The following is a 23,874-nucleotide window of genomic DNA, read 5'->3' on the forward strand; positions in this document are numbered from 1 at the left end:
TATCAATTAAATCTCTTTTACATACTGTTGAATCGCATCACACAGATACTGTGCCATACCTTCTCCGAATTTGTCCATATTATTTTTAAATTCCGGATTTTTAACATATCCATAGCCTATGCTTGAAAATACATTCGCACTACAGTCAAAAGAGTATTCACAAATATGTTTATGAAGCTTTTTTGCCAGTTCGGTATTTTCTTTTGATGTAGACTTAAGTCCCTTTGACATATTATCCGATATGGCAAAAAAGATATTATTAAAACCGTCGGCAATTTCCTGTTCTCTTCCTTTTTGTTTTTTAACGGCTTCCTCAATAACTTCCTTTCCATAAAGGTCTATTGCTTTTTGTTTATACTTTTCATTATCCTGATATGTAAAACCTTTGAATTTTTCTTTTATTGACATAGTAATTTTCCTTTCTCTTGATTCAATAGTCTTTTCCAATGTATCAATAAGTGTTAAGAGTTTTTGCTTTTCTTTCTGCATCAAAACGAGTTGTTTCTTTAGATGATTGAGTATTTCCGGATCTTCCTGTTTTAATAAATCCTTTATCTGTTTTAAAGGAAATCCCAGATATTTATAAAACAATATCATTTGCAAAAAAGACATATCATCCTCGGAATAATATCTGTACCCGTTTTCATTTTTTTTAGGTGAAAGCAAACCTATTTCATCATAATGGTGTAAAGTGCGCACCGATACACCGCTTATTTCACTAACCTTTTTAATTAAAAACATTTGAAAACCTCCTAACAAGGATAAGTATAAACTATGACGCAATGTAATAGTCAATACCTTAAGTTAAAGATTATTTATAAATTTAATATAAGATTAAATATCAAAATAGAAATAATTCTTGGGTTATGATTTGTCAAAATATGATTAATTAATTTTTGAATAATACAATAATATAAGGGATATACTTAAGGTATAAGATAGAAATTTTTAATTAATTGTGTTATAATGTTTTGCATTTGATTGACTACAGTTTATCAAGTCATTTAGGTAAAGTGTTTTACCTTTATGTCGGATTGCTTTACACAATGTTCTCGCAATCCTCAAAAATATCAAAGGTTTATTAGGAGGATATTTTGGAAAGAGAAAGGTTAAAGTCCAGGCTCGGGTTTATACTCATTTCAGCCGGATGTGCGATAGGTATCGGTAATGTATGGAAGTTTCCATATATGACAGGAAAAGGTGGTGGCGGTGCTTTTGTACTGTTGTACTTGTTATTTTTGGTTATGCTGGGATTGCCTATAATGACTATGGAGTTTTCAATAGGGAGAGCTGCAAGAAAGAGTCCGGTGCTTGCATACCAAAAGTTGGAACCTGCCGGAAGTAAATGGCATATACACGGAATAGTGGCATTTATAGGTAATTATCTTTTGATGATGTTTTATACCACTGTAACAGGATGGATGCTTCATTATTTTTACCTGACTATAACAGGCAGATTTGAAGGTCTGGATTCGGACGGAGTTTTAAATGTATTTAATACAATGCTTTCACAGCCTTCCATCATGATCTTTTGGATGGTGGTGGTAGTAGTTGCAGGTATGTTTATAGTATCAAGAGGACTTGAAGCCGGACTTGAGAATATTACAAAAATAGTTATGGTTACACTGCTTGTGGTAATGATTATACTTGCAGTAAATTCATTTTTCTTAAAAGGTGCTGTAGAAGGACTTAAATATTATCTTGTACCGAACATAAGCAGAATAGAAGAAACAGGTATAGGTAATGTTATAACCGGTGCTATGAATCAGGCATTCTTTACATTAAGCCTTGGAATAGGTGCAATGCTTATATTCGGAAGTTATATAAGTAATGACAGAAGTATGCTTGGAGAGTCTGTGACAATAGTTATACTGGATACTTTTGTAGCTATAGTTTCAGGACTTATTATTTTCCCGGCTACATTTACATATGGTGTGGATCAGACATCAGGTCCTGCACTTATATTTATCACCTTGCCTAATATCTTTAATAAGATGCCTCTTGGAAGACTATGGGGAAGTTTCTTCTTTATATTTATGTCATTTGCCGCATTCTCTACAGTACTTGCGGTGTTTGAAAATATAGTTTCATGCGGTATGGACCTTACAAAGAAGTCAAGAAAACAGGTAAGTCTTTTTAATTTGATAGTTATAATAGTACTTTCATTACCATGTGTATTAGGTTTTGGTGCATGGGCATTTGATTGGCTAAAGCCTTTTGGAGGAACAATACTTGATCTTGAGGATTTCCTTGTAAGTAATATTATTTTGCCGCTCGGTTCCTTGGTATATCTACTGTTTTGTGTAAGCAGATACGGATGGGGATGGGATAATTATCTCAAGGAATGTAATAAGGGTGAAGGTCTTAAGATGAAGAACTGGATGAGATTCTACCTTACATTTATATTGCCGATAATAGTATTATTTATATTCGTATTTGGAATATATGATAAGTTTTTTAAATAAGAAATAAAAGAAATCAGCCATAAACTGTTAAAGTTGAGGCTGATTTTTAATTTATTAAGAATATTAGCACTCAAACCTTGACACTGCTAATAAAAAGTGGTATAAAACTTCATAGTTAAGTTTATAAACATTTAGGAGGAATACAAAATGAAGTTAGTACCTTTATTCGATAGAGTAGTTTTAAAGCAATTGGTTGCTGAAGAGACAACAGCATCAGGTATTGTACTTCCGGGACAGGCAAAGGAGAAGCCTTCACAGGCAGAGGTTGTTGCAGTAGGTCCGGGCGGAGTTGTAGACGGAAAAGAAATAAAGATGCAGGTCAAGGTTGGCGACAAGGTTATTTATTCCAAGTATGCAGGTACAGAGGTGGAGCTTGACAAGGTTGAATATATCGTTGTAAAGCAGAATGATATTTTGGCAGTAATTGAATAATAATTTTATATAGATTAGACGGAGGTAAATATGGCTAAGGATATTAAATATGGCGTTGAAGCAAGAAAAGCATTGGAAGCCGGTGTAAATAAGCTGGCTGATACAGTTAGAGTTACATTGGGACCTAAGGGAAGAAATGTTGTACTTGATAAATCATTCGGTACACCTCTTATCACAAATGACGGTGTAACTATTGCAAAGGAAGTAGAGCTTGAAGATGCTTTTGAGAACATGGGTGCACAGCTTGTAAAGGAAGTTGCTACAAAGACAAATGATGTGGCAGGTGACGGTACAACAACAGCTACAGTTCTTGCACAGGCAATGATAAATGAAGGAATGAAAAACCTTGCGGCAGGTGCAAATCCTATAATTTTACGTAAGGGAATGAAGAAGGCTACAGATGTGGCAGTAGAGGCTATTGCAAAGATGAGTGAGCCTATAAAGGGAAAAGACCAGATTGCAAGAGTTGCAGCTATCTCTGCAAGTGATGATGAGGTTGGAAGCCTTGTAGCCGATGCTATGGAGAAGGTAACAAACGAGGGTGTTATCACTATTGAAGAGTCAAAGACTATGAAGACAGAGCTTGACTTGGTAGAGGGTATGCAGTTTGACAGAGGTTATGTTTCTGCATATATGTGTACAGATATGGAGAAGATGGAAGCAAATCTTGATGATCCATATATACTTATTACAGATAAGAAGATTTCAAATATTCAGGACATCTTACCTGTACTTGAGGAGCTTGTTAAATCGGGACAGAAGCTTCTTATTATAGCTGAGGATGTAGAGGGTGAGGCTCTTACAACTCTTATAGTAAATAAGCTTAGAGGTACATTCAATGTTGTAGCTGTAAAGGCTCCGGGATATGGTGACAGAAGAAAAGATATGTTAAAGGATATCGCTGTTCTTACAGGCGGTACAGTAATCAGTGAGGAACTTGGACTTGATCTTAAGGATGCTACACTTGCAAGCCTTGGACGTGCAAAGAGTGTTAAGGTTCAAAAAGAGAATACCGTTATCGTTGACGGACAGGGTTCAAAGGCTGATATTGAAAAGAGAGTTGCTCAAATTAAAGCACAACTGTCAGAAACTACATCCGAGTTTGATAAAGAGAAATTACAGGAAAGACTTGCTAAGCTTTCAGGTGGTGTAGCGGTTATCAGAGTCGGTGCGGCTACAGAGACTGAGATGAAGGAAGCAAAGCTTCGTATGGAAGATGCACTCAACGCTACAAGAGCGGCTGTTGAGGAAGGTATCATTGCAGGAGGCGGTTCAGCTTATATCCATGCAAGCAAGGAAGTTGAGAAGCTTGTAGCTACCCTTGAAGGTGATGAGAGAACAGGTGCAAAGATTATACTTAAAGCACTTGAGGCACCGCTTTTCAGAATAGTAGAGAACGCAGGACTTGAGGGAAGCGTTGTTGTAAACAAGGTAAGAGAGTCAAGTGAAGGTGTAGGATTTGATGCTTTCAGAGAAGAGTATGTTGATATGGTTAAGGCAGGTATCTTGGACCCTGCAAAGGTTACAAGATCTGCACTTCAGAATGCAAACTCGGTTGCATCTACACTTCTTACAACAGAGTCGGCAGTAGCCAATATAAAAGAAGACGCACCTGCAATGCCTGCAGGCGGCGGAATGGGAATGATGTAATTAAAACTTTATAAAAAAGTTTATAGGGCATACCTTGGAAACAGGGTGTGCTCTTTTTGTGTTTAAAGTTTTAAAAATTATGCAATAAGCTGTACTTAGAAATTGTTAAAGTAATATTGTATAAAATAAAGGACATAATTTCGTTATTGTGCATAATATATTTTTGGCTGAATGAAGAATATAATTTTATTAAAATGTATTTGAGCAATAGAGAACTTTTGTTGGAGTTTGTATTTTGCACATGAGGAGGAAAAATGAAGAGAATATTTAAAATTTCTGTTATTGGTTTGATGGCTGTATCTATGTTATCTATGAATGCCTGCGGTAAGAAAAACAGTGAAGATTTTGAACAAAAAGTGGAAACTACAAAAAAAGTTGAATCAAATTATGTGGTAGATTCAGATACTTATAAAGATTTTTCAGTTGGAAAGATAGAAAATGGTGTATACACCAATAAGATGTTTAATATAAAGGTTAACGGAATAGAAAACAATTATAATTTTGAGAGTGATGATTCAATTAAAAAGCAGTTCGGATATAATGATTCGGACAGAACAAATATTGATTCAATAAAAGCAGTTTTAGATAAAGGTGATACATTTGTAGATATGTATGCAACTACAAGAAAAAATAAAAGAGCTGTTGCAATGATGCTTTTTAAGTCTGATTCCGACCTTGATACTTTTTTGGAGAAACAGTTGACAAAATTGGATTCTGATTTGGGTGCAAGTAAAACAACCATAAATGTGCTTGGAAAAGAAGTTAAAGGTATAAGATACACAATAAATGGAAAAGATTCAAAAGTATATCAGAAACTGGCTTTTATAAGAAGGGGAGAATATATAATGGTTATTCTTTCAGGCGGGACTTATGCAGCTGCTCCACAAACAGGTTTTGATTCAATTGAAATATTGGACGATAAGGAAGAAATAGAAAGTGCAGAGACAAAGGCTAATTCAAATGAAACAAAAAGCACCGCTGAAAGTGTGGAAACTTCCGGTGAAGATGTTGAACTCCAAATAGGTGAGATAGACAGTGATGTATATACAAATAAGATGTTCGGATTAAAGTTTGACGCAAAGTCAAATAATATGACATTTGTAAGTAAAGAAGAGGCAAATAAAAACTTTTATGATACAGGAAAAGAAGAATCGGATATTAAAGCAGTAAAAGAATATCTTGATACGGGTAAAAAATTTTCTGATATGTATGCTAAAGGTGAAAAAGGATCTGTAAGTGTAATGATAAAAAAGGAAGAAAATATAAAAGATACCGACACTTACGCAAACAGAGCTGTAGTAGGAATAAAAGAAGGTATTGAGAGAATGGGTATGGAAGTTGAAACACAAAAAGGCAGTGGTGAGTTCATAGGTGAAACTATGCCTTATGTAACTGTAAGAGCAACCGATAATGGAAATACAGCATATCAAAAAATAGTATTTCTTAAAGTAGGAAATTATGTTGCGGAGATAACATCATATGCGGACAGTGAAGAAGGTGCAAGTAAATATATAGATATGTTTACAAAACTTGAAAAATAATATTTAATAAACTAAATTATCTTAAATAAAAATTAATACAAATCCTAAAGCTTTTATATGTTCCGGTTTGTATTTTGCACATGAGGTGGAGTCTATGAAACGAACCTTAAAATTAGTAATTATATGGTTTATTGCAGTAATTATATTACTGATTTCAGGTTGTAGAAATAATTTAAAAAATGTAGAAAATTTGGATTCAGAATATCAGGATTTAAAATACTCAGATACGGAATATTCAGATGATTATATTGGAGAAGTCCGTAAAGATGTATATATAAATGAAATGTTTCAGTTAAAACTTAATGGTAAAATACATAATATGTATGTGCTCGGCAGAGAAGAATTAGAAGGTATGAAAGAATACTCGGATACTGACTCTACAAAGGCCGGTAAAGACAAAAGAAATTATATAAATGATATGGAAGCCTTGGATAGGTCAGGTGCATCCAGATATGTCAGCATAAAGATATATAGAGAAACCGAAGAAAAAGGCATGGAAAAACATATTGAAGCTGAGCTCCAAAAACAAAAAAAAGAATATGAAGGAGAATATGATAATGCTGATGTGAAATTGTCAACCGGAATACTATTAGATAAAGAAGTACAGAGCATAGATATTCGCTTAAACGGAGAAAGAATAGAATATGCTGAAAGTATTTTATATATGAAAGTTGATGATTATTTTATTGAGATAAAAGTTGAGGGCAAAGACAGCAAGGATATTCAGGAAGTTTTGAGTATGTTTGTAGCTCCGGATTATGAAGAGCATGTAGAACCAAAATATATTTTTGATGTAGATGCAAATGTAAAATTATCTGTCGGTGAAGTAGAAAACGGCATATATACAAATAAGATGCTTAACTTAAAAGTTGATGGTAAAGCTAATGATTTAAGGTTTAGAAATGATGAGGAAATTAAAGATAAGTTCGGATATAATGATTCGAACAGAGCAGATATAGAGTCTGTAAAAGAAGTTTTAAATAAAGGTGATTATTTTGTAGATATGCATGCGACTACACCTGATAATAAATTAGCTATTGCGATATTTGTCTATAAGTCCGAGTATGATTTGAATACATTTCTTGAAAAAGAACTTAATAAACTAAAAAAGGACTTCAATGCAAGTAAAAAAACAATAGAGTTATTTGGAGAAGAGATTCCGGGTATAGAATTTGAAAAAATTTATTATTACGAAACATCAACCATAGAGTTGGCATTTATAAAAAGAGGAGAATATATAACAGTTATTTCTTCAGGTGGAGAATATTCATCGGCACCAAAAGACGGATTTAAATTATTTGAAGTATTGGATAATCAAGTTGAGTTTGATAGTGATGAAACAACAGATTCTTCAGAGAGTATAAATGAGTGGGAGGAAGTTGATAATAATTTTGAGTTTTCTATCGGTGAGATAAATAACGGTATCTATACAAACAAGATGTTCGGAATCAGATTTGATGAAAAATCACTTGGCATGAAGATAAAAAGTAGGGAAGAAGAAAATAATAGATTTTATAGTACCGATGAAAAAAAGTGGGATATTGATGAGGTATTGGAACTTCTCGAAAGTGGTGATAGATTTGTAGATATGCGTGCAGATATTGAAAATGGAGGTATATTAGTTGTTATGATAAAAAAGGAGGATATGCTAAAGGATCTTGACAGCTATATAAACAGGCAAGTGGTTGTATTAAAAGATAAATACAATATGGATGGCATATACGCGGAGGCAAAAAAAGGTGAAGCTGAATTTTTGGGAGAAACCGGACCATACATAATTATACACATAAAAAATATGGGCAGGACTTATATAAAAGAGTTGTATATTTAAAAGTTGGAAATTATATTGCTGAGATAAATGCATTTGCCGGTGATGAATTATCAGCAAAACAAATGATTGATACAATCAGTAAAATTGAGGAATAAATATATTTGGAGGAGACTATGAAGAGAGTTTTAAAATTAGGTATGATAGCGATTGCTTTATCACTTTGTTTTTCAGGATGTACTTCAAAATCCGATAAGAAATCCGATGAGACTGTAAGTGAGTTCAAAGATGACGACATTGTATTGGGTGAAGTGGTTGACGGAGTATATACAAGCAAAATGCTTGACTTAAAGTTTGACGGAAATGCAAATGATATGGATGTAATTGCGGAAGAGGAATTTACAAACAGGCTTGACGGCAAGGTGGTAAAAAGGTCGGATATGGAAGCCGTACATGACAGACTGGATAAGGGCTATTATATAAGTGATATGGAGGCTTATGATAATAAGAACAAGGGAAATTATGTGGAGGTGGAGATATATAAGGATATACACCATGAAATGAAAAAAGGCTTGGAAAATTATATTGATAAAGAGGTAAAAAAGCAAAGAAGTGAGCAAAAAGAGAGATTTAAAAACCCTAAAGTAGAAAAGACAACAAGAGATTTTCTGGGAGACAAGTTACTTAGTGTAGATGTTATCATAGATGAGGACGGTATAGAATCTGCCGACACCACATTATATAAGAAACTGGGTGAATACTTTATGGAAATTCGTGTAAGAGGTGATAATGCCGAGGATATTGACAGGTATTTGGGAATGTTTGAAAAGTATTCGGACTCAGGTAACAATGCAAAAAGCAGTAAATCGGATAAGTCAGATAATGCAGATACAAAATCCGATACAGATACAAAGGCCGATACAGATACAAAAGCCGATACGGATACAGAATCCGTTGAGGATACCACTGAGGTTAACGACTCTGAAGGTACTCTTGTGCTTGGAAGCATAAGTGATAAAGTTTATTCAAATAAGATGCTCAATATAAAGTTTGATATAAGCAAAACAGGTCTTGATTTTGTAAGCGATGAAGGACTTAAAAATATGGGAAATGACGGCATAGAAAGATCGGATGTAGCTGCCGTAAAGAAGCATATCGAAGACGGCAAATCATTTATAGATATGTTTGCAGTTGACAATGCTGATACTACAAAGAGAATCAGTGTTTCATTGGCAAAAAATGATATATTAATGCCTATGGATGAATATTTGGATGCACAAAAAGAGATAATGGAAAGCCAACTTAGTAAAGTCCCTAAAGATCAGCTAAAAAGTTCAGAGGTAAAGAAATCGGATGCATATTTTCTCGGTAAGGAATTATCATGTTTGGATATTTATGTGGATACAACAGTTGCAAAACAGTGTCAGAAATATCTCTTTGTAGTAAAGGATGATTACATGATGATTATAGTATCAAGTGGAAAGGATGAAAAAGAGGCACAGGCCGGACTTGATTTATTTCAGAAATACGAATAAATCATATTAAACCTAAATTATCTTAAATAAAAATTAATACAAATCCTAAAGCTTTTATATGTTCTGTCTTGTATAATCAGTACGAAAAAAGTTATATAAAACGGAGGACATTATGAGAAGAAGTTTTAAATTGGCGGTATTGGCTATAGCATCGGTATTGGCTGTAACCGCATGTGGAGGTAACAAAAAGGCTGAAGCAACAGTGGGAAGTGAAAGTGTTTCTGAAGCACAAAGTAAAGAAACAAGCGCAGAAGCAGCTACTGAAGAAAAGAAAGAAGAAAGCAGCGCAGAAGCTTCAAGTGAAGCCGATATCCCTGCAGAGGATTTTGCAGGAGTTACTGCAGATAATGTTTATACAAATAAGGCTTTGAATTTGAAGTTTGATGCCACAGCCAATGATATGAGAATAGCAGATCAAGCTGAGCTTGAAGCTATGGGAATCCAGTCTGAAGGAAAATTGGAACTTTATGCTTACAACAATAATTATACTAAAATAGCTATGATAGGCATATTGGATGAAGGTACAGATTTAAAGACCTATATGGATGAGTATATTGAGACAACAAAGAAAAATAATGAGTCCTTAGGAGAGGATGCTTTAAAGATTGAAAGCATAACAACAAAATTAATGGACAAGGATGTACCTGCTATAGTTGCAGATTTAACTATGGGTGGAGTAACTCAGTATACAACTCAGGCTTTTGTTGAGGTTGGAGGAAGAATATATACAATTGCGACAATAACAACAAATGCTGAAGAAAGCTCTAAAGGACTTGATATGTTTACAAAGGCAGAGTAAACATTATTTATAATAAAAGGCATACCTTGATAAAAAAGGTGTGCTTTTTTGGTTGAACAATTTATTTTTATTTTAATAGGTGATATACTCAAATAAAAAGTATATTTTGTACTATGGAGGAAAAATGAAGAAGAATATTAAACTTATAATGGCGGGTATTGTAGTTTTGTCTGCTCTTTCCATAACTGCTTGTGGAGGTAACAAGGCCGATAACAAAGCTGAAAGTAAGACAGAGAGTCCTGTTGCAAGTACTGTAGAAAGCACTGCTGAGCGCGCAAACAATGAAGATATGAACGGTACATATGACGGCAGTATATATACCAATAAAGTGTTTAATATAAAGTTTGATGCTAAGTCTGTAAATATGGAGATGGTAAGTACCGAGGATCTTAGTGATATGCAAAAAAAGACACATGATGATACATTAAAAATGTATGCACATGACACTGCAAACAGCAGCTCTGTATTATTCGGACTTGTAAATATAACCTCGGATTTAAAGGCATATATAGACGGAAATATAGCGAAAATCAATAAGGATAATGAGGGTGCGGGAGATATTAAGGCGGAAAGTACAACTATAAAATTTTTGGGTCAGGATGCTCCTTGTATAAATGCAAAGTTAACCGCAAACGGTGTTACACAGTATCATACACAGGTGTTTTTAGAGTCGGGAAAGGATGTATCAGTTATAGTTATAAATGCTAAAGACGAAAAGGTTGTTAAAGACTGTTTGAACGCCTTTACAAAAGCGCAGTAACTTGGAGTATATATGTTTTGGGATAAGATAAAAGATGCTTTTTCACCTAAAAAAAGTGTTGATAATAAAGAAAATAAATCGGTTGAAACAGTTAAAAACAGATTTACCATGTTGGTAAAGAGCTGTAAAGATACGGGAAGTATAGTACTTGAAGGATATGTGCAAGGTACGGTAAGTAAAGAGGAAGTAACCGTACTTTTTAAAAGCGGTAAAGTATCTCATCTTAAAATTGCAAAGATTACAGACGGTGTAGGAAATGATTTGGAAGTAATAAAAGATTCATATGCAAATATATGGTTTGAACATATAGACGAGTCGGATGATTTTAAATACGCTTTACTTACAAATATAGAATTTCAGATAGAATCCGATGTGAATAAGGCGGTGGAAAATCCATATATACTAGGACTTCTATATGAATATGATAATTACTATAAGGATGAAGATTTTGTAAATCTATTTTTCCGTGAAATGGTAAGTGCACATTATCTGTTGCCCATACATATGTCGGGAGATTTTAAGGGCAGCGGAGAGACTGTTTTAAAAAAAGGTACAAAAATAAATATTTACGGTACAAATCTTGAAGGTGGAGTAACTGCACTTCCTGTATTTACAGACTGGACTGCTTTGAAAAATTGGGCGGATAAAGGACCTGCAAATTGGAAACAGGAAACAATCATTGTAAGATTCCCGGATATTTTGGGATGTTTAAAGAATGACGGTGGATTTATTATTAATCCTTACGGTCCTAAGTCTTTTTATATGAATCAGGAAAATATCAACAGTATAGTTAATTCACCCGGATACCAAAGCCAATTTGGAGAGGCAGTTATAGAAAAAAAGGTTACAAAAGGCGGTGAGGAAAATCTCTTGGTATATCCTTCAGATAATGAAGAAGTATCAGCTATAAAAAAGAGATTGATTGCCTTTGGAAATGCTCATAGTGAGATAAAATTAATAGACATGATGCTTAGGGTGGATGAGACAGGTACAAAATCATATCTTATAATAATGGATATAGATGATGAAGATGTCAGAAAATACTATAAGAGTGTTTATGAGAGCTGCAGAGATCTTCTTAGAGAAGTGGTATATCTGGATTTTGCCACTTTAAAACAGGCAGATTTTGCAAGTAATATGATGAAACAAGAGCCTTTATATAAAAAGAATTAGGCTAATTATTAATGATTACAGAAGAGAGTTTAAAAAAATATTTACATTTTAATCACATTGTTGTAATATCTTATCAGAATTTAGTCACAGATGGATTCTAGAATACTCGGGAATTATTTATTACACGGAGTGATGACAATGAAGAAAAATATTTTTATACCTATATTGTTTTTATCGGTTGTGATGACTGCATGTAGCGGCAAAACTAATGCCGAGACAACTGCCTCTCAGGCGGAAACAACTGTAGCCAATACTACTACCGAAGTACCTACTACAGAGGAAACCACAACACAGGCCGAAGTTATACAGGAAGAGACACATGCCGAAGATGATATACAATATTACAGAGGCAGAAAAGAAGATTCAGTATATACAAATGAAGTTTTTAATATCAGGTTTGATGCGCCTGCAAATAATTACAAGATGGAAAGCAGAGATAATATCGCTCAGATGAGAGATATTTTTATAAAGCAAGCCGGTATGACACAGGAAGAAGCGGATGAAAGTATATATATGGATTTATACGCTACCAGTGAGAACGGTACAGGGGTCAGCAATGTAAATGTTGTCATAGAAAAGATGGGTACACCTTTTGAGACTGAAACCGAATTGGAAAATGTTGTAGCCAAACTCCAGGAGCAGTACAAAGCTTCAGGTATGGTAAATGTCAGTGTGGAGAGTGCCAAGGCAATGTTTAACGGTAGAGAAACCATAGCAATGAGTGCTACGGATACAAGCGGTGATTATACCGTGTACAGAAAGCAGATCTATATAAAGTCCGGAAACTTCATGGCAATTATTACAGCGAGCAGTACTTCTGAAGAAAAAGCACAAAAGGCTTTGGATGCATTTACATCATTGAAGTAAATTTTAAGAGTATAGTTTATATAAAAATATAGGCTATACTTTTTTTATTGCTTTAATTTATCGATGTAATGGTTTAAAATAAAAAGGTATTCTTTTAGATTAAGAGGGATAAAATGAAAAGATGGCAGACTTCAGAGTCCATAACGGTCGGGTTGTTCTTGGCACTTTCCGGAGGATTTATGGATGCTTATTCATATATAAACCGTGGAAAGGTTTTTGCCAATGCCGAGACAGGTAATATTATACTGATGACATTAAAGATATGTGAAGGAAAGTTTTTAGAATCGGTAAATTATATTATACCTATAACATCCTTTGCCATAGGAGTGGCTATATCTGAAATAATAAAGCGTAGAAAAGAAAAAATTGATATGATACATTGGAGGCAGATTCCTTTACTGCTTGAAATAGCAGCATTTATAGTTGTGGCATTTTTGCCGCAGGATATGAACCAAATTGCCAATTCCATAATATCTTTGGTATCGGGAGTGCAGTTTGCCACATTCCCTAAAATAAGAGATGTTGTAATAGCAACTACAATGTGTACCGGAAATTTAAAGAGCGGAACGCAGAATCTTTATCGTGGAATCAGTACCGGTGACAAATTGTCTTTAGAGAAGGGTTTATATTATTATATATGTATATTGATATTTATAGCCGGTACCGCTTTAGGATATTTTGCAGTAGGGCTTTTTAATGAAAAGGCTATTTTGATTGCGGCAGGAATGCTTACAATGATTTTTTTAATGATGTTCAAGGAATTTGAAAATTGATATTTGAAAGGGGTTTTTATGTATTTTGCAAAGGAAGACAGATATGAGAAAATGAAATATGCTTATTGTGGGAACAGCGGATTAAAATTGCCGTTGGTATCTCTTGGACTCTGGCATAATTTTGGAGACCATTCCAATCTTGAAAGTATGAAGGATATTTTGTTTACAGCTTTTGACAACGGTATCACTCATTTTGATCTTGCAAACAACTATGGTCCGGCACCCGGAAGTGCCGAAAAGAATTTCGGAATTATATTAAAAGAGGATTTTGGAAAGTACAGAGACGAGATGATAATCAGTACAAAGGCCGGATATACAATGTGGGACGGTCCTTACGGAGATTTCGGCAGCAGAAAGTATCTGATAGCAAGTATTGATCAGAGTTTAAAGAGAATGGGACTTGAATATGTGGATATATTCTATCACCACAGAATGGATAAGAATACACCGCTTGAGGAGACCTGTGGTGCTTTGGCGCAGATAGTAAACAGCGGTAAGGCATTATATGTAGGAATTTCAAACTATGACGGAGAGACTTTGGAGCAGGCTGCAAAGATTTTGGATGAGCTTAAAGTTCCTTTTATAATAAATCAAAACAGATATTCAATCTTTGACAGAACTGTTGAAAATAACGGTTTAAAGGATATGGCAGGCAAATTAAAGAAGGGTATTATATCTTTCAGTCCTTTGGCACAGGGACTTTTGAGTGACAGATATCTTAACGGTATACCAAGTGACAGCAGAGTAGCAAACGACGGAAGATTTTTAAATGAGAATAATCTTACGGAGAAGAAACTGGAAGCTATAAGAAAATTAAATGATATCGCAAAAGAGAGAAATCAAAGTCTTGCACAGATGGCACTTTCATGGGTGCTTAAGGATGATGTTATGACATCGGTACTTATAGGTGCATCCAAACCTTCACAGGTACTTGATAATATTGCAGCTATAGAAAATACTTCATTCAGTGAAGAAGAATTAAAAAAGATTGATGAAATCGTAAAAGCATATGAATAGGAAAATTCTTATTAAGCTTTTTATTTCAACGCTTTATTTGAGTGCATTCACCTTTGGTGGCGGCTATGTCATAGTTACTTTGATGAAGAAAAAGTTTGTGGATGAGTATCATTGGATAGAAAATGATGAGATGCTTGATTTGGTAGCTATTGCACAGTCGGCACCGGGAGCAATTGCAGTAAACGGAGCCATAGTGGTCGGATATAAGATTGCAGGAATTTTAGGAGTTATTGTGGCAATAGTCGCCACTGTCATTCCTCCTTTTTTAATAATTTCTATTATATCAATGTTTTATATTTTGTTTAGAGAAAACAGATATATTGCTTTTATGCTTGAAGGTATGCAATCGGGAGTGGGTGCGGTAATTGCTTCTGTAAGTTTTCAGATGGGGGTAGGTGTAGTAAAGAAAGGCTTTTTTAATATCCTTATAATGTTGGCTGCCTTTGTTTTGAATTTTTATTTTAAAGTTAATGTGATATATATTATATTAATTTGCATTTTGGTTGGAATTATAAAGACCTTTATATCAAAAAATGTGGAGAAAAGTAAATGATTTACCTAAAATTGTTTATAAGTTTTTTAAAAATAGGCGCCTTCAGTTTTGGTGGAGGTTATGCGGCAATGCCTATCATTCAAAGTGAAGTGGTAGATGCATACCATTGGCTTACACCTGAGGAGTTTACAGATCTCATTACCATATCTCAGATGACACCGGGTCCTATTGCAGTGAATTCGGCTACCTTTGTAGGTATCAGAATAGGCGGTATACCGGGTGCAATAGTTGCCACTTTCGGTTGTATACTTCCGTCAAGCGTACTACTTATTTTTCTTTCATGGATGTATATGAAATATAAAAAGCTCACAATACTGCAAACAATACTTTCCGTATTAAGACCGGCTGTGGTAGTTTTGATTGCAATATCGGGAATAAAGATATTACAGTCAGCATTCGGATTTAACGGATTAAAAATAGATGATATCAGGCTACATATGGTTTTTATATTCGGTATATCTTTAGTACTTTTGGTAAAGTATAATAAGAATCCTATATCGGTAATGCTTCTCTCGGGAGTATTGAATCTGTTCTACAATATAATATTTCAATAAAGATAGGGGCTGCTGCAAACATAAATGTTTGTCAACAGCTCTTTTATTTTAAAAAGAATAAATTTTCGTTAGTATTGAAATTTTTATCTATTGCAATTGTGGATTTCTTGATTGATAATTAACTTGCAGAGTGTTATATGTGAAAAAACAAAGAATTGGTTTAGGGAGCAAAAAAATGATTAACAGGCTTATCAATGAACTTATGGCTTACGGTATGCGAGAGTATCTTGTGGATGAAGATGACAGAGTATATGTTACAAACCGATTGCTGGATCTTTTCGGTCAGATAGAGTTTGAAGAAGAAGAGGTGACTGAGGAAAGAGCGCTTGTGGATATACTCTCCGATATGTGTAAGTTTGCCTATGAAAAGGGTATTATTGAGGATGATACCGTAACAATGACAGATCTTTTTGATACAAAAATTATGGGACAGCTTACTCCTATGCCTTCAACCGTAAGAAGAATGTTTAAAGAGATATATCATATAAGCAGTAAACTGGCTACTGATTATTATTATAAATTCAGCAAGAGAACGAATTATATACGTACAGACAGAATTGCAAAGGATGAAAAGTGGGTTACCGAAACGGAGTACGGACCTATAGATATTACTATTAATCTTTCAAAGCCTGAAAAGGATCCGAGAGATATAGCCAAAGCAGGACAGGCAAAGAAATCAGGATATCCAAGCTGTTTGCTTTGTATGGAAAATGAGGGATATGCAGGACATTTCTCGCATCCGGCAAGACAGAATCTTATATTAATTCCTATCTCTCTTGACGGAGAGGATTATTTTTTACAGTACTCACCATATGTGTATTACAATGAGCATTGCATAATATTTAATAAACAGCACAAGCCTATGAAGATAGATAAGGCGGTATTTAAAAAGCTTTTGGAGTTTGTAAAGCTGTTTCCGCATTATACTGCAGGATCAAATGCGGATCTTCCTATAGTAGGAGGTTCTATTTTAAGCCATGATCATTTCCAGGGCGGCGGCTATGTGTTTGCCATGGCAAAGGCGGGGTATGACAGAAACTTTGTAATTCCCGGATATGAGGATATTAGAGCCGGTATTGTAAAATGGCCTATGTCCGTTATCAGACTTCAAGGTAAGGATATAGACAGGATTGTGGAGGCTTCCGATCATATTTTATCAAGCTGGAGGGCTTATACCGATAAGGATGCATTTGTATTTGCAGAAACTGACGGAACTCCTCATAATACAATTACACCGATTGCAAGAATGAATGGAGATTTGTATGAGATAGATCTTGTACTTAGAAATAATATCACAACTGATGAAAGCCCATGGGGGGTGTATCACCCAAGTGCGGATCTTCATCATATCAAGAAGGAGAATATAGGTCTCATTGAAGTAATGGGACTTGCGGTACTTCCTGCAAGACTTAAAAAAGAAATGGCACTACTTGAGGAGTATATTCTTTCAAAAAAGGATTTAAGAAGCAGTGAAGAATTGGAAAAGCATGCGGACTGGGTAGACGGATGGATTGATAAATACAATATCAATTCCGAAAATATTCACGGTATTGTACAGGATGAAATCAGCAAAGTTTTTGTAAAGGTTTTGGAATGTGCGGGTGTTTATAAGAGAACGAGTGAAGGTCAGGAAGCATTTGACAGATTTGTAAAAACTTTATAATCCGGAATACTTTATAAATCATTAAGTTTGTTGTTATAAACTATAGTTGTAAGGCATTGCACTGATAAGATATAATTAGTGCGATGCCTTACATTTTTATAAGGTTTAACAACTAAAAAAGGTGGTAGTATGAGAGAAAATAAAACCTATTACAAAAAGAAAATATATCTTGTCATACTTGTTATGACAATTCTTTTCGGATTTCAAGGGATGTATGAATATTACAGTTCAAAGATAGACGATCCTTTCCAACTGATCTCTGCCGTATTATACGGTATCATAAAACTGTTTTTATTTGCACCTCCGATTTCACCGAGTGATAAAACAAATATTTTTTATGAGATTGCAAAATGGACTGCACCTATACTTACATCCACTTTTGTATTTACCAAAATTTCAAATACTCTTTTACATATGAAAAACATAGTTGTAAATAAGATAAGCAGAAATCATATTTTAGTATTTGAGAACTCTCTTATGGGTGAAACATTGATAAATAATCTTATAGATGAAAAAAGTTCATATAAGATATCACTTATTTCAAAGAATTTCATAGATGACAATATGAAAAACAAGTATGAGAAAAAGGGAATTGCCGTTTATCAGACGGATTTTGAAAACAGTGACAGAAATGAGATAAGAGAGCTTTTTGCCGCACTTAATATAAATAAGGCAAAGTATATGTTTTTTTGTGCCGATGCGGATCTTGAAAATTATGCCCTGTACACAAATGTTATAAAGAGAATAAAACCTCAAAGACATATTACCTGCTATGTAAAATGTGAGTCAAAAACAGTGTCCTCATATATAGAGGATATGATAGCTCAGGAAAGAAAAAAAGAAGAGAGTCTTAAAAATATAGATACAGTACATTTTGATGAGAGAGATCTGACTGTAAGAATGCTTATATCGGATAAATGTGTAAGCAAAAGTATATCAAGTAATGTAGAGGCCCTCTCCGGTATAGGTGATGCAGTGACTCCTGAGCTTATTGATGAAAATATCAAAAGGATGCATATTTTAATAATAGGTATAAATGAGCTGACTTCTACATTATTAAAGTTTATTTCAAACGATATGACCATGTCATTAAAGGAAAATACAAGGGTAAGCATCATAGACAGGGATGCGGACAGGAAGATGAAAGAGCTCCTGGTGGATAATGAGGGATTAAATAATTCCTTGGATATACAGATAATGAGTCTCAGCTCTGAAAGAAATATGATGTATGATTATCTTAAAAGTATAAAAAATGAAACGGATCTGTCTCTTGTTTTTTTTATGAACGAAGATATCGTTAAGAGTCTTAAAAACTTGAAGCTTTTAAACAGGTATTTTGAAGGTGTTCCGAAGATAATAAGAAATGTATCAAATATAGATTTAAGTTATGTATTACCTAAAAATAATGATAATATAAAAATTTTCGGAGATGTTTCGCAGATTATGACAGAAGATGTTATGATAAGGGCGGCACTTGATAAGAGAGCAAAGCAGTTTAATGACAGCTATAACATATCCTCAGCGGCAGCAGGTATGGGAGATGGACAGAAATGGAATGAGCTCTCATATGTGAAGAAGAAATCTTCAAGATTATCTGCAGCACATGACAGGGTAAAGGAAGAGATAGTAAGAAAGATATTTTCGGATAAATCTGAGGATGAGATAAAAGCTTATATGAATTTAAAGTTTGAAGAATTCAGTGCACTGCAGGAAATCAGAAAAGTTGATAATGAAGAGTTCAAGAAAAAGTTTTGTGAATATCTAAAGAATGCTCCTGTACTTGATTTCTTATCAAGGCTTGAACATAAGAGATGGTGTAACAGCTATTATGCTATGAACTTTAAGTATGGTGAAAAGAAGGATGAGAACCTAAAGACACATCCATGTTTGATAGATGATTGGAAAATAATAATAGGTGAAAAGTTTGACACCTGCCATCCGGAATATGATTTATTATCGGTATTTACTTTATTTCAGAGAGAGGATTGAGAATGGAAAAAGAACAAAATCACAGGCAAAATGTAGATGAAATGCAAAAGGCGGCAAATGAATATAAAGAGAAAAGTTATAAGTATGACGCCTTTATAAGCTATAGGCATGTGGAGCCTGATCAAAGTATAGCTAAACAGGTTCACCAATTAATAGAGACATTTAAAGCACCTAAGGAATTTTATCAAAACGGTAAAAGGCCTACATTCAGAGTGTTTCGTGACAGAGAGGAGCTTGCCGCAAGGGATTTAAGTGCTTCAATAGAAGAAGCGCTTGCAACAAGCAGATACTTAATTGTTATATGTTCAAAGAGAACGCCGCTTTCAGAGTGGTGTCAAAGAGAAATAGAGACATTTAAGAGTTTGCACGGGGAGGAGAGGATAATACCTGTACTTATAGAGGGTGAACCTGATGAAGCATTTCCTTTACCTCTTAAAGAAATGAAAAAAGATGACGGGCATGAGATACTGGCTGCAGATATAAGACCTGATGATATATTTAAAACGGATTTTTTAGGGTATGAAAATCTGCAACAGAGTGATAAGCCAAAGTTAAAAGAGCTTACAAAGAAATCTTTAGACATATTAAAAACTGAAAAATACAGGATAATGGCCACTGTTCTCGGCTGCAGCTTCGGGGATTTAAAGCAAAGAGATAAGGAGAGAAAAAACAAGAGAATCCTGACTGTTTCCACCTTATCGGGAGCGGTATTTTTGATATTCGGTCTGTTTATGGCAAATGCTTATCAAAAGGCGGAACTTGCCAGGCAGGAGGCGGTACAGTCAAATGCAAGCATACTTATGAAAAGGTCTAAGGACTTTACAAAAGAGGGAGATTTTATCAAGGCTGTTTTAGTGGCAAAGGAAGCCATGAAGTCTATAAAACCTGATATGAAGTATTATGATACTTTGAAGGCTGAAGAGGATACAATATTCAACAGTATGATATATCACAGCGGAGCTTCAACATTGACTTCCATATCTACTAAAAATATCTTTACATATATGGATGTAAGTAAGGATGAAAAATATGTAGCTTACGGATTTGATAACAATTATACGGCAATTGCAAGTGTAGATAACGGAGAAGTATTAAAAATCTTGCCGGGACATACTCAGCAGGTGAAGGTGGTGAGATTTTCTAATGACAATCGATATCTGGCATCATTTTCATTTGATAATACATGTATTATATATGATGTTGAAACAGGTGAAGAAATGGCCAAGATAGAAACCGAGGGTGTACCTATGCTTGTCAGATTTTCAGAAGATGATTCAAAACTGACACTTATTACATTTAATAATAATACCTCTACCAATTTCTATTTATATGACACTGCTAACTGGCAGCAGACAGGAGGATTTGTAATTGACTCTCTTATAAAAAATGCCGATATAAAGAGTGACGCAAGTGAGGCAATTATAATTACAAATCCGGACAGTGACGATCAGATAACAAGAAGAAGTCTTACAGACGGAAGTATAATTGAAGTTATTCCAAGTCTTACAGTTAATACGGTAGAACCCGGAGTAATAAAAAATAAACAGTACAAAACGGCAGCCTATTCAGCTGACGGTGAGAGTATTTTATTGAATACCCAGAATGATTTAATAAAAATTACGTATGATAACAGGGAATTATTTCATCAGGAGATATCTATTAACTTTAATGATCCAAAGGTAATATATGAAAGTGAGAATGGCGATAAAATTGCAATAAAATCAAATAATACTGTATATATTCTGGATGGAAAAACCGGAGAGACAATTAATAAAATATATATTCAGGACTTAAAGTATTATACTTACAACAGCAATACAAATACTGTAGTCGGATTTTCGGAAAACGGAAATTATTCTGTATGGAAGGATGGAGCTATAACTGACAGTAACTTAAATTATGGCGGAATATTGCCGATAGAATATATATTTTTAAAAGACGGAAGCAAAGTATTGGCAAGTTCACATGACAGTCAGACAATAAAGATAATAGATTTAAAGTCAAGAATCTCTTCGGATTCCATATATGCAAGAATAGTATCAAATTCAAATGATTCTTCAAAAATGCTTTTGTTTGACGGAAATGATGTATTTATATCGGATGATGACGGTAAAACAAGTAAAAAAATACCTTTTAACAATAATATTACATATGGTATAGCCGCAACTTTCAAAGATCAAAAGATATCAAATGACGGAAGATATTATACTGTTGTGGGAATAGATAAGGATACGCCGGATAAAAAGCCTACATTAAGTATTTATGATATTGAAAATGATACAATCAACAATATATATATAAATGCAATAGATTCAATACTGTCATTTAGCAATGATTCAAAGCAGATATTTGTACTTGACGCTGTAGAAGGCCTGAATGTATATAGCACAGACTCTTTTGAGAAAGTAAAAAATTACAGTGATATAAAGGAAAGCTCAGGAAATATAAAATTGTCGGAGGATTCAAAGATATTTGTTATAAACAAATATTCGGGAATTTCCTCGATATATAATCTTGAGACCGGTGAACATATAGAAGATATACCGGGAGAAGTATTATATGTGGAAAACGGTGCAGGTGAAATAAGAGCAAAGGGAATACAAAATAATACGGCATTTACTTGGAGCAGTAAAACAGGACTGAAATCATGGGAAATGGATGAGGCCTGCAGTCAAACACCTCTGAGTCTTAAAGATGTCAATCTGTATAATGCAAATGCCGATATATTGCTTATGATCAGAAATAATGATACTGAAAGAAAATGCTATGTAGTGGATTTTTCAACAGGAAGACTCAAGATGGCTCTTAATTCCACATTGAAAGAATATGCTGTAAATGGACATATTTCTTCCGACGGTAAGATGATAGCTGTAGATCAAAATTATTATGCCGATTATGATTTCAATGCCGGAAAAAACAAGCAATATATCGAGTCAACAGTGTACAAGATACTTAATGAAGAAGAGGTAGCTAATGAGATAGACAGTATTCTTTCAGGGAGAATACTTACTGAGGATGAAAAGATACAAATCGGTTTGACTACCAAATAAAAAATGTCCCCCTAATCTTAGGATTAGCGGGGACATCTGCATTTTATTATTTTTTGAAAAGTTTTGCAAAAAAGCCTTTTTTCTTAGGCTCGGCTTTTACGATTTTACCGCCCTTTACACTCTTTATATCTGAGATGTAAATACCGCTTACTACCGCTTTTACTTCAGTCTTTAGCGGTATAGATGCAAATACCTTTTCATCTGCCATCAATGTCATGATCTTCGGACCTACCTTTGCTTTTACAATAGGCACTTTAGACCATTTGAGGTACCATGGGGTTTGCTCATAAACGATTTTCGGCAAACCTGATTCTTTTATCTTCAGTTTCTTTTTATCTATAATAAGCATAGAAACAGTTTGTTTGGCAGCTTCCATAGCGGCCTGGGATTCTACTTGTTTTGTCTCCATTTTTCTTCCGAAGAAGTATAGTGCAACTAAGGCGACAAGTAATATAACGAGTATGACAATAAGTATTGTCAAAAATGTTCTCACTTTTCGTTCCTCCAAAAAATAAAAATTGTGAAGTATCACTGACGACAATTATATCAAAATCTTAACAATTTATCAACAATTTATCAAGATACTCATAGTACAATGGTTATTACAGGTTTGTATTTTTAGGTTTAATGTCAATAAAGACATGTGTTATAATACAAAAGATAAAAAGAGCTGTGTTAGGAATTTAAATAAAATATCGGAGGTTATATGAGAAAGATATTGATTGTTATAGATATGCAAAATGATTTTATTGACGGGAGCCTTGGAACAAAGGAAGCGGAGGCTATTGTAAAAGGTGTAACAGATAAAATCAAGGAGTACAAAAAAGAAGATGTATTTGCGACTATGGATACTCATAAGGACAGTTATCTTAAAAGTCAGGAAGGTAAAAATCTTCCGGTAGAGCACTGTATAGAAGATACTAATGGTTGGGAGTTGCATCCGGATATATCAAAGCTTATTGATCCGGAAAATATCTTTAAAAAACCGAGTTTCGGAAGTGTGGATCTGGCAAATAAGATGCTTGAGATATCAAAAAAGGAAGATATTGAAATAGAGTTGGTAGGACTTTGCACCGATATATGTGTTGTATCAAATGCACTTTTAATTAAAGCATTTCTGCCGGAGGTGAAAATTTCAGTTGATTCAAATTGCTGTGCCGGAGTTACTGTTGAAAAGCATAATGCCGCGCTGGAAACATTGAGAAGTTGTCAAGTGGAGATAAAATAAAATATTTGAGTAAATATAAAAAGCCTTACATTCAAGTTAAACTTGTTTGTAAGGCTT

General features: G+C 34.3%; 20 protein-coding genes. 18 read left to right on the top strand and 2 right to left on the bottom strand.

The annotated features are described in order from the left end of the window. Positions 1-6: 6 nt before the first annotated feature. The gene (locus HMPREF1495_RS00845; protein WP_034211249.1) at positions 7-741 is read right to left on the bottom strand and encodes a MerR family transcriptional regulator; all 735 of its coding nucleotides are present in this window, start codon (positions 739-741) and stop codon (positions 7-9) included. Between the two features lie 353 nt (positions 742-1,094). Between HMPREF1495_RS00845 and HMPREF1495_RS00850 the strand changes: the two genes are divergently transcribed. The 17 genes from HMPREF1495_RS00850 (at position 1,095) to HMPREF1495_RS00940 (ending at position 22,589) form a co-directional block, all read left to right on the top strand. Next, positions 1,095-2,465 (top strand): sodium-dependent transporter, encoded by a 1,371-nt coding sequence (locus tag HMPREF1495_RS00850; RefSeq protein WP_034211251.1) that lies wholly within the window; start codon positions 1,095-1,097, stop codon positions 2,463-2,465. A 147-nt stretch (positions 2,466-2,612) separates the two neighbouring features. Beyond that, the gene (locus tag HMPREF1495_RS00855) at positions 2,613-2,897 is read left to right on the top strand and encodes a co-chaperone GroES (protein WP_009220291.1); all 285 of its coding nucleotides are present in this window, start codon (positions 2,613-2,615) and stop codon (positions 2,895-2,897) included. A 30-nt stretch (positions 2,898-2,927) separates the two neighbouring features. After that, positions 2,928-4,547, top strand: a complete 1,620-nt coding sequence (gene groL / locus HMPREF1495_RS00860) for a chaperonin GroEL (RefSeq protein WP_034211258.1) — start codon at positions 2,928-2,930, stop codon at positions 4,545-4,547. A gap of 254 nt (positions 4,548-4,801) precedes the next feature. Then, positions 4,802-6,088 carry a hypothetical protein gene (locus HMPREF1495_RS00865; RefSeq protein ID WP_034211260.1) on the top strand — a complete coding sequence of 429 codons (1,287 nt, stop codon included), beginning with the start codon at positions 4,802-4,804 and terminating at the stop codon, positions 6,086-6,088. Positions 6,089-6,182: 94 nt separating this feature from the next. Next, positions 6,183-7,919, top strand: a complete 1,737-nt coding sequence (locus tag HMPREF1495_RS13415; RefSeq protein ID WP_242832823.1) for a hypothetical protein — start codon at positions 6,183-6,185, stop codon at positions 7,917-7,919. Between the two features lie 113 nt (positions 7,920-8,032). Beyond that, the gene (locus tag HMPREF1495_RS00885; RefSeq protein WP_034211262.1) at positions 8,033-9,391 is read left to right on the top strand and encodes a hypothetical protein; all 1,359 of its coding nucleotides are present in this window, start codon (positions 8,033-8,035) and stop codon (positions 9,389-9,391) included. A gap of 112 nt (positions 9,392-9,503) precedes the next feature. Then, the gene (locus HMPREF1495_RS00890) at positions 9,504-10,190 is read left to right on the top strand and encodes a hypothetical protein (protein WP_034211264.1); all 687 of its coding nucleotides are present in this window, start codon (positions 9,504-9,506) and stop codon (positions 10,188-10,190) included. Between the two features lie 124 nt (positions 10,191-10,314). Continuing rightward, entirely contained in the window at positions 10,315-10,950 is a 636-nt protein-coding gene (locus HMPREF1495_RS00895) for a hypothetical protein (protein ID WP_034211266.1), read from the top strand. A gap of 12 nt (positions 10,951-10,962) precedes the next feature. Further along, on the top strand, positions 10,963-12,123 hold the full coding sequence (locus tag HMPREF1495_RS00900) for an SseB family protein (protein ID WP_034211268.1): 1,161 nt from the start codon (positions 10,963-10,965) through the stop codon (positions 12,121-12,123). Between the two features lie 138 nt (positions 12,124-12,261). Beyond that, the gene (locus HMPREF1495_RS00905; protein WP_007595013.1) at positions 12,262-12,990 is read left to right on the top strand and encodes a hypothetical protein; all 729 of its coding nucleotides are present in this window, start codon (positions 12,262-12,264) and stop codon (positions 12,988-12,990) included. A 113-nt stretch (positions 12,991-13,103) separates the two neighbouring features. Next, positions 13,104-13,763, top strand: a complete 660-nt coding sequence (locus tag HMPREF1495_RS00910) for a YoaK family protein (protein WP_007595014.1) — start codon at positions 13,104-13,106, stop codon at positions 13,761-13,763. An 18-nt stretch (positions 13,764-13,781) separates the two neighbouring features. Further along, positions 13,782-14,780, top strand: coding sequence for an L-glyceraldehyde 3-phosphate reductase (mgrA, locus tag HMPREF1495_RS00915; RefSeq protein WP_007595016.1), 999 nt, complete (start codon positions 13,782-13,784; stop codon positions 14,778-14,780). Continuing rightward, on the top strand, positions 14,773-15,333 hold the full coding sequence (locus HMPREF1495_RS00920) for a chromate transporter (protein ID WP_007595018.1): 561 nt from the start codon (positions 14,773-14,775) through the stop codon (positions 15,331-15,333). Before mgrA ends, HMPREF1495_RS00920 begins: the two co-directional genes overlap by 8 nt. Next, a complete protein-coding gene (locus HMPREF1495_RS00925) occupies positions 15,330-15,887 on the top strand; it encodes a chromate transporter (RefSeq protein WP_007595020.1) in 558 nt (185 codons plus the stop codon). Before HMPREF1495_RS00920 ends, HMPREF1495_RS00925 begins: the two co-directional genes overlap by 4 nt. Before the next feature lie 175 nt (positions 15,888-16,062). Then, a complete protein-coding gene (locus HMPREF1495_RS00930) occupies positions 16,063-17,550 on the top strand; it encodes a UDP-glucose--hexose-1-phosphate uridylyltransferase (RefSeq protein WP_007595022.1) in 1,488 nt (495 codons plus the stop codon). Between the two features lie 129 nt (positions 17,551-17,679). Continuing rightward, entirely contained in the window at positions 17,680-19,539 is a 1,860-nt protein-coding gene (locus HMPREF1495_RS00935; protein ID WP_034211271.1) for a hypothetical protein, read from the top strand. 2 nt (positions 19,540-19,541) lie between these two features. Beyond that, positions 19,542-22,589 (top strand): toll/interleukin-1 receptor domain-containing protein, encoded by a 3,048-nt coding sequence (locus HMPREF1495_RS00940; protein ID WP_034211273.1) that lies wholly within the window; start codon positions 19,542-19,544, stop codon positions 22,587-22,589. A gap of 46 nt (positions 22,590-22,635) precedes the next feature. Here HMPREF1495_RS00940 and HMPREF1495_RS00945 read toward each other — a convergent pair whose 3' ends face one another. Next, a complete protein-coding gene (locus HMPREF1495_RS00945; protein ID WP_007595028.1) occupies positions 22,636-23,082 on the bottom strand; it encodes a hypothetical protein in 447 nt (148 codons plus the stop codon). A 213-nt stretch (positions 23,083-23,295) separates the two neighbouring features. On the opposite strand from HMPREF1495_RS00945, the gene HMPREF1495_RS00950 reads away from it, so the two are divergent. Then, on the top strand, positions 23,296-23,817 hold the full coding sequence (locus HMPREF1495_RS00950) for a cysteine hydrolase family protein (protein ID WP_034211275.1): 522 nt from the start codon (positions 23,296-23,298) through the stop codon (positions 23,815-23,817). The last annotated feature ends 57 nt before the right edge of the window (positions 23,818-23,874 follow it).

Source organism: Lachnoanaerobaculum sp. MSX33, assembly GCF_000512995.1.
GTDB lineage: Bacteria > Bacillota > Clostridia > Lachnospirales > Lachnospiraceae > Lachnoanaerobaculum.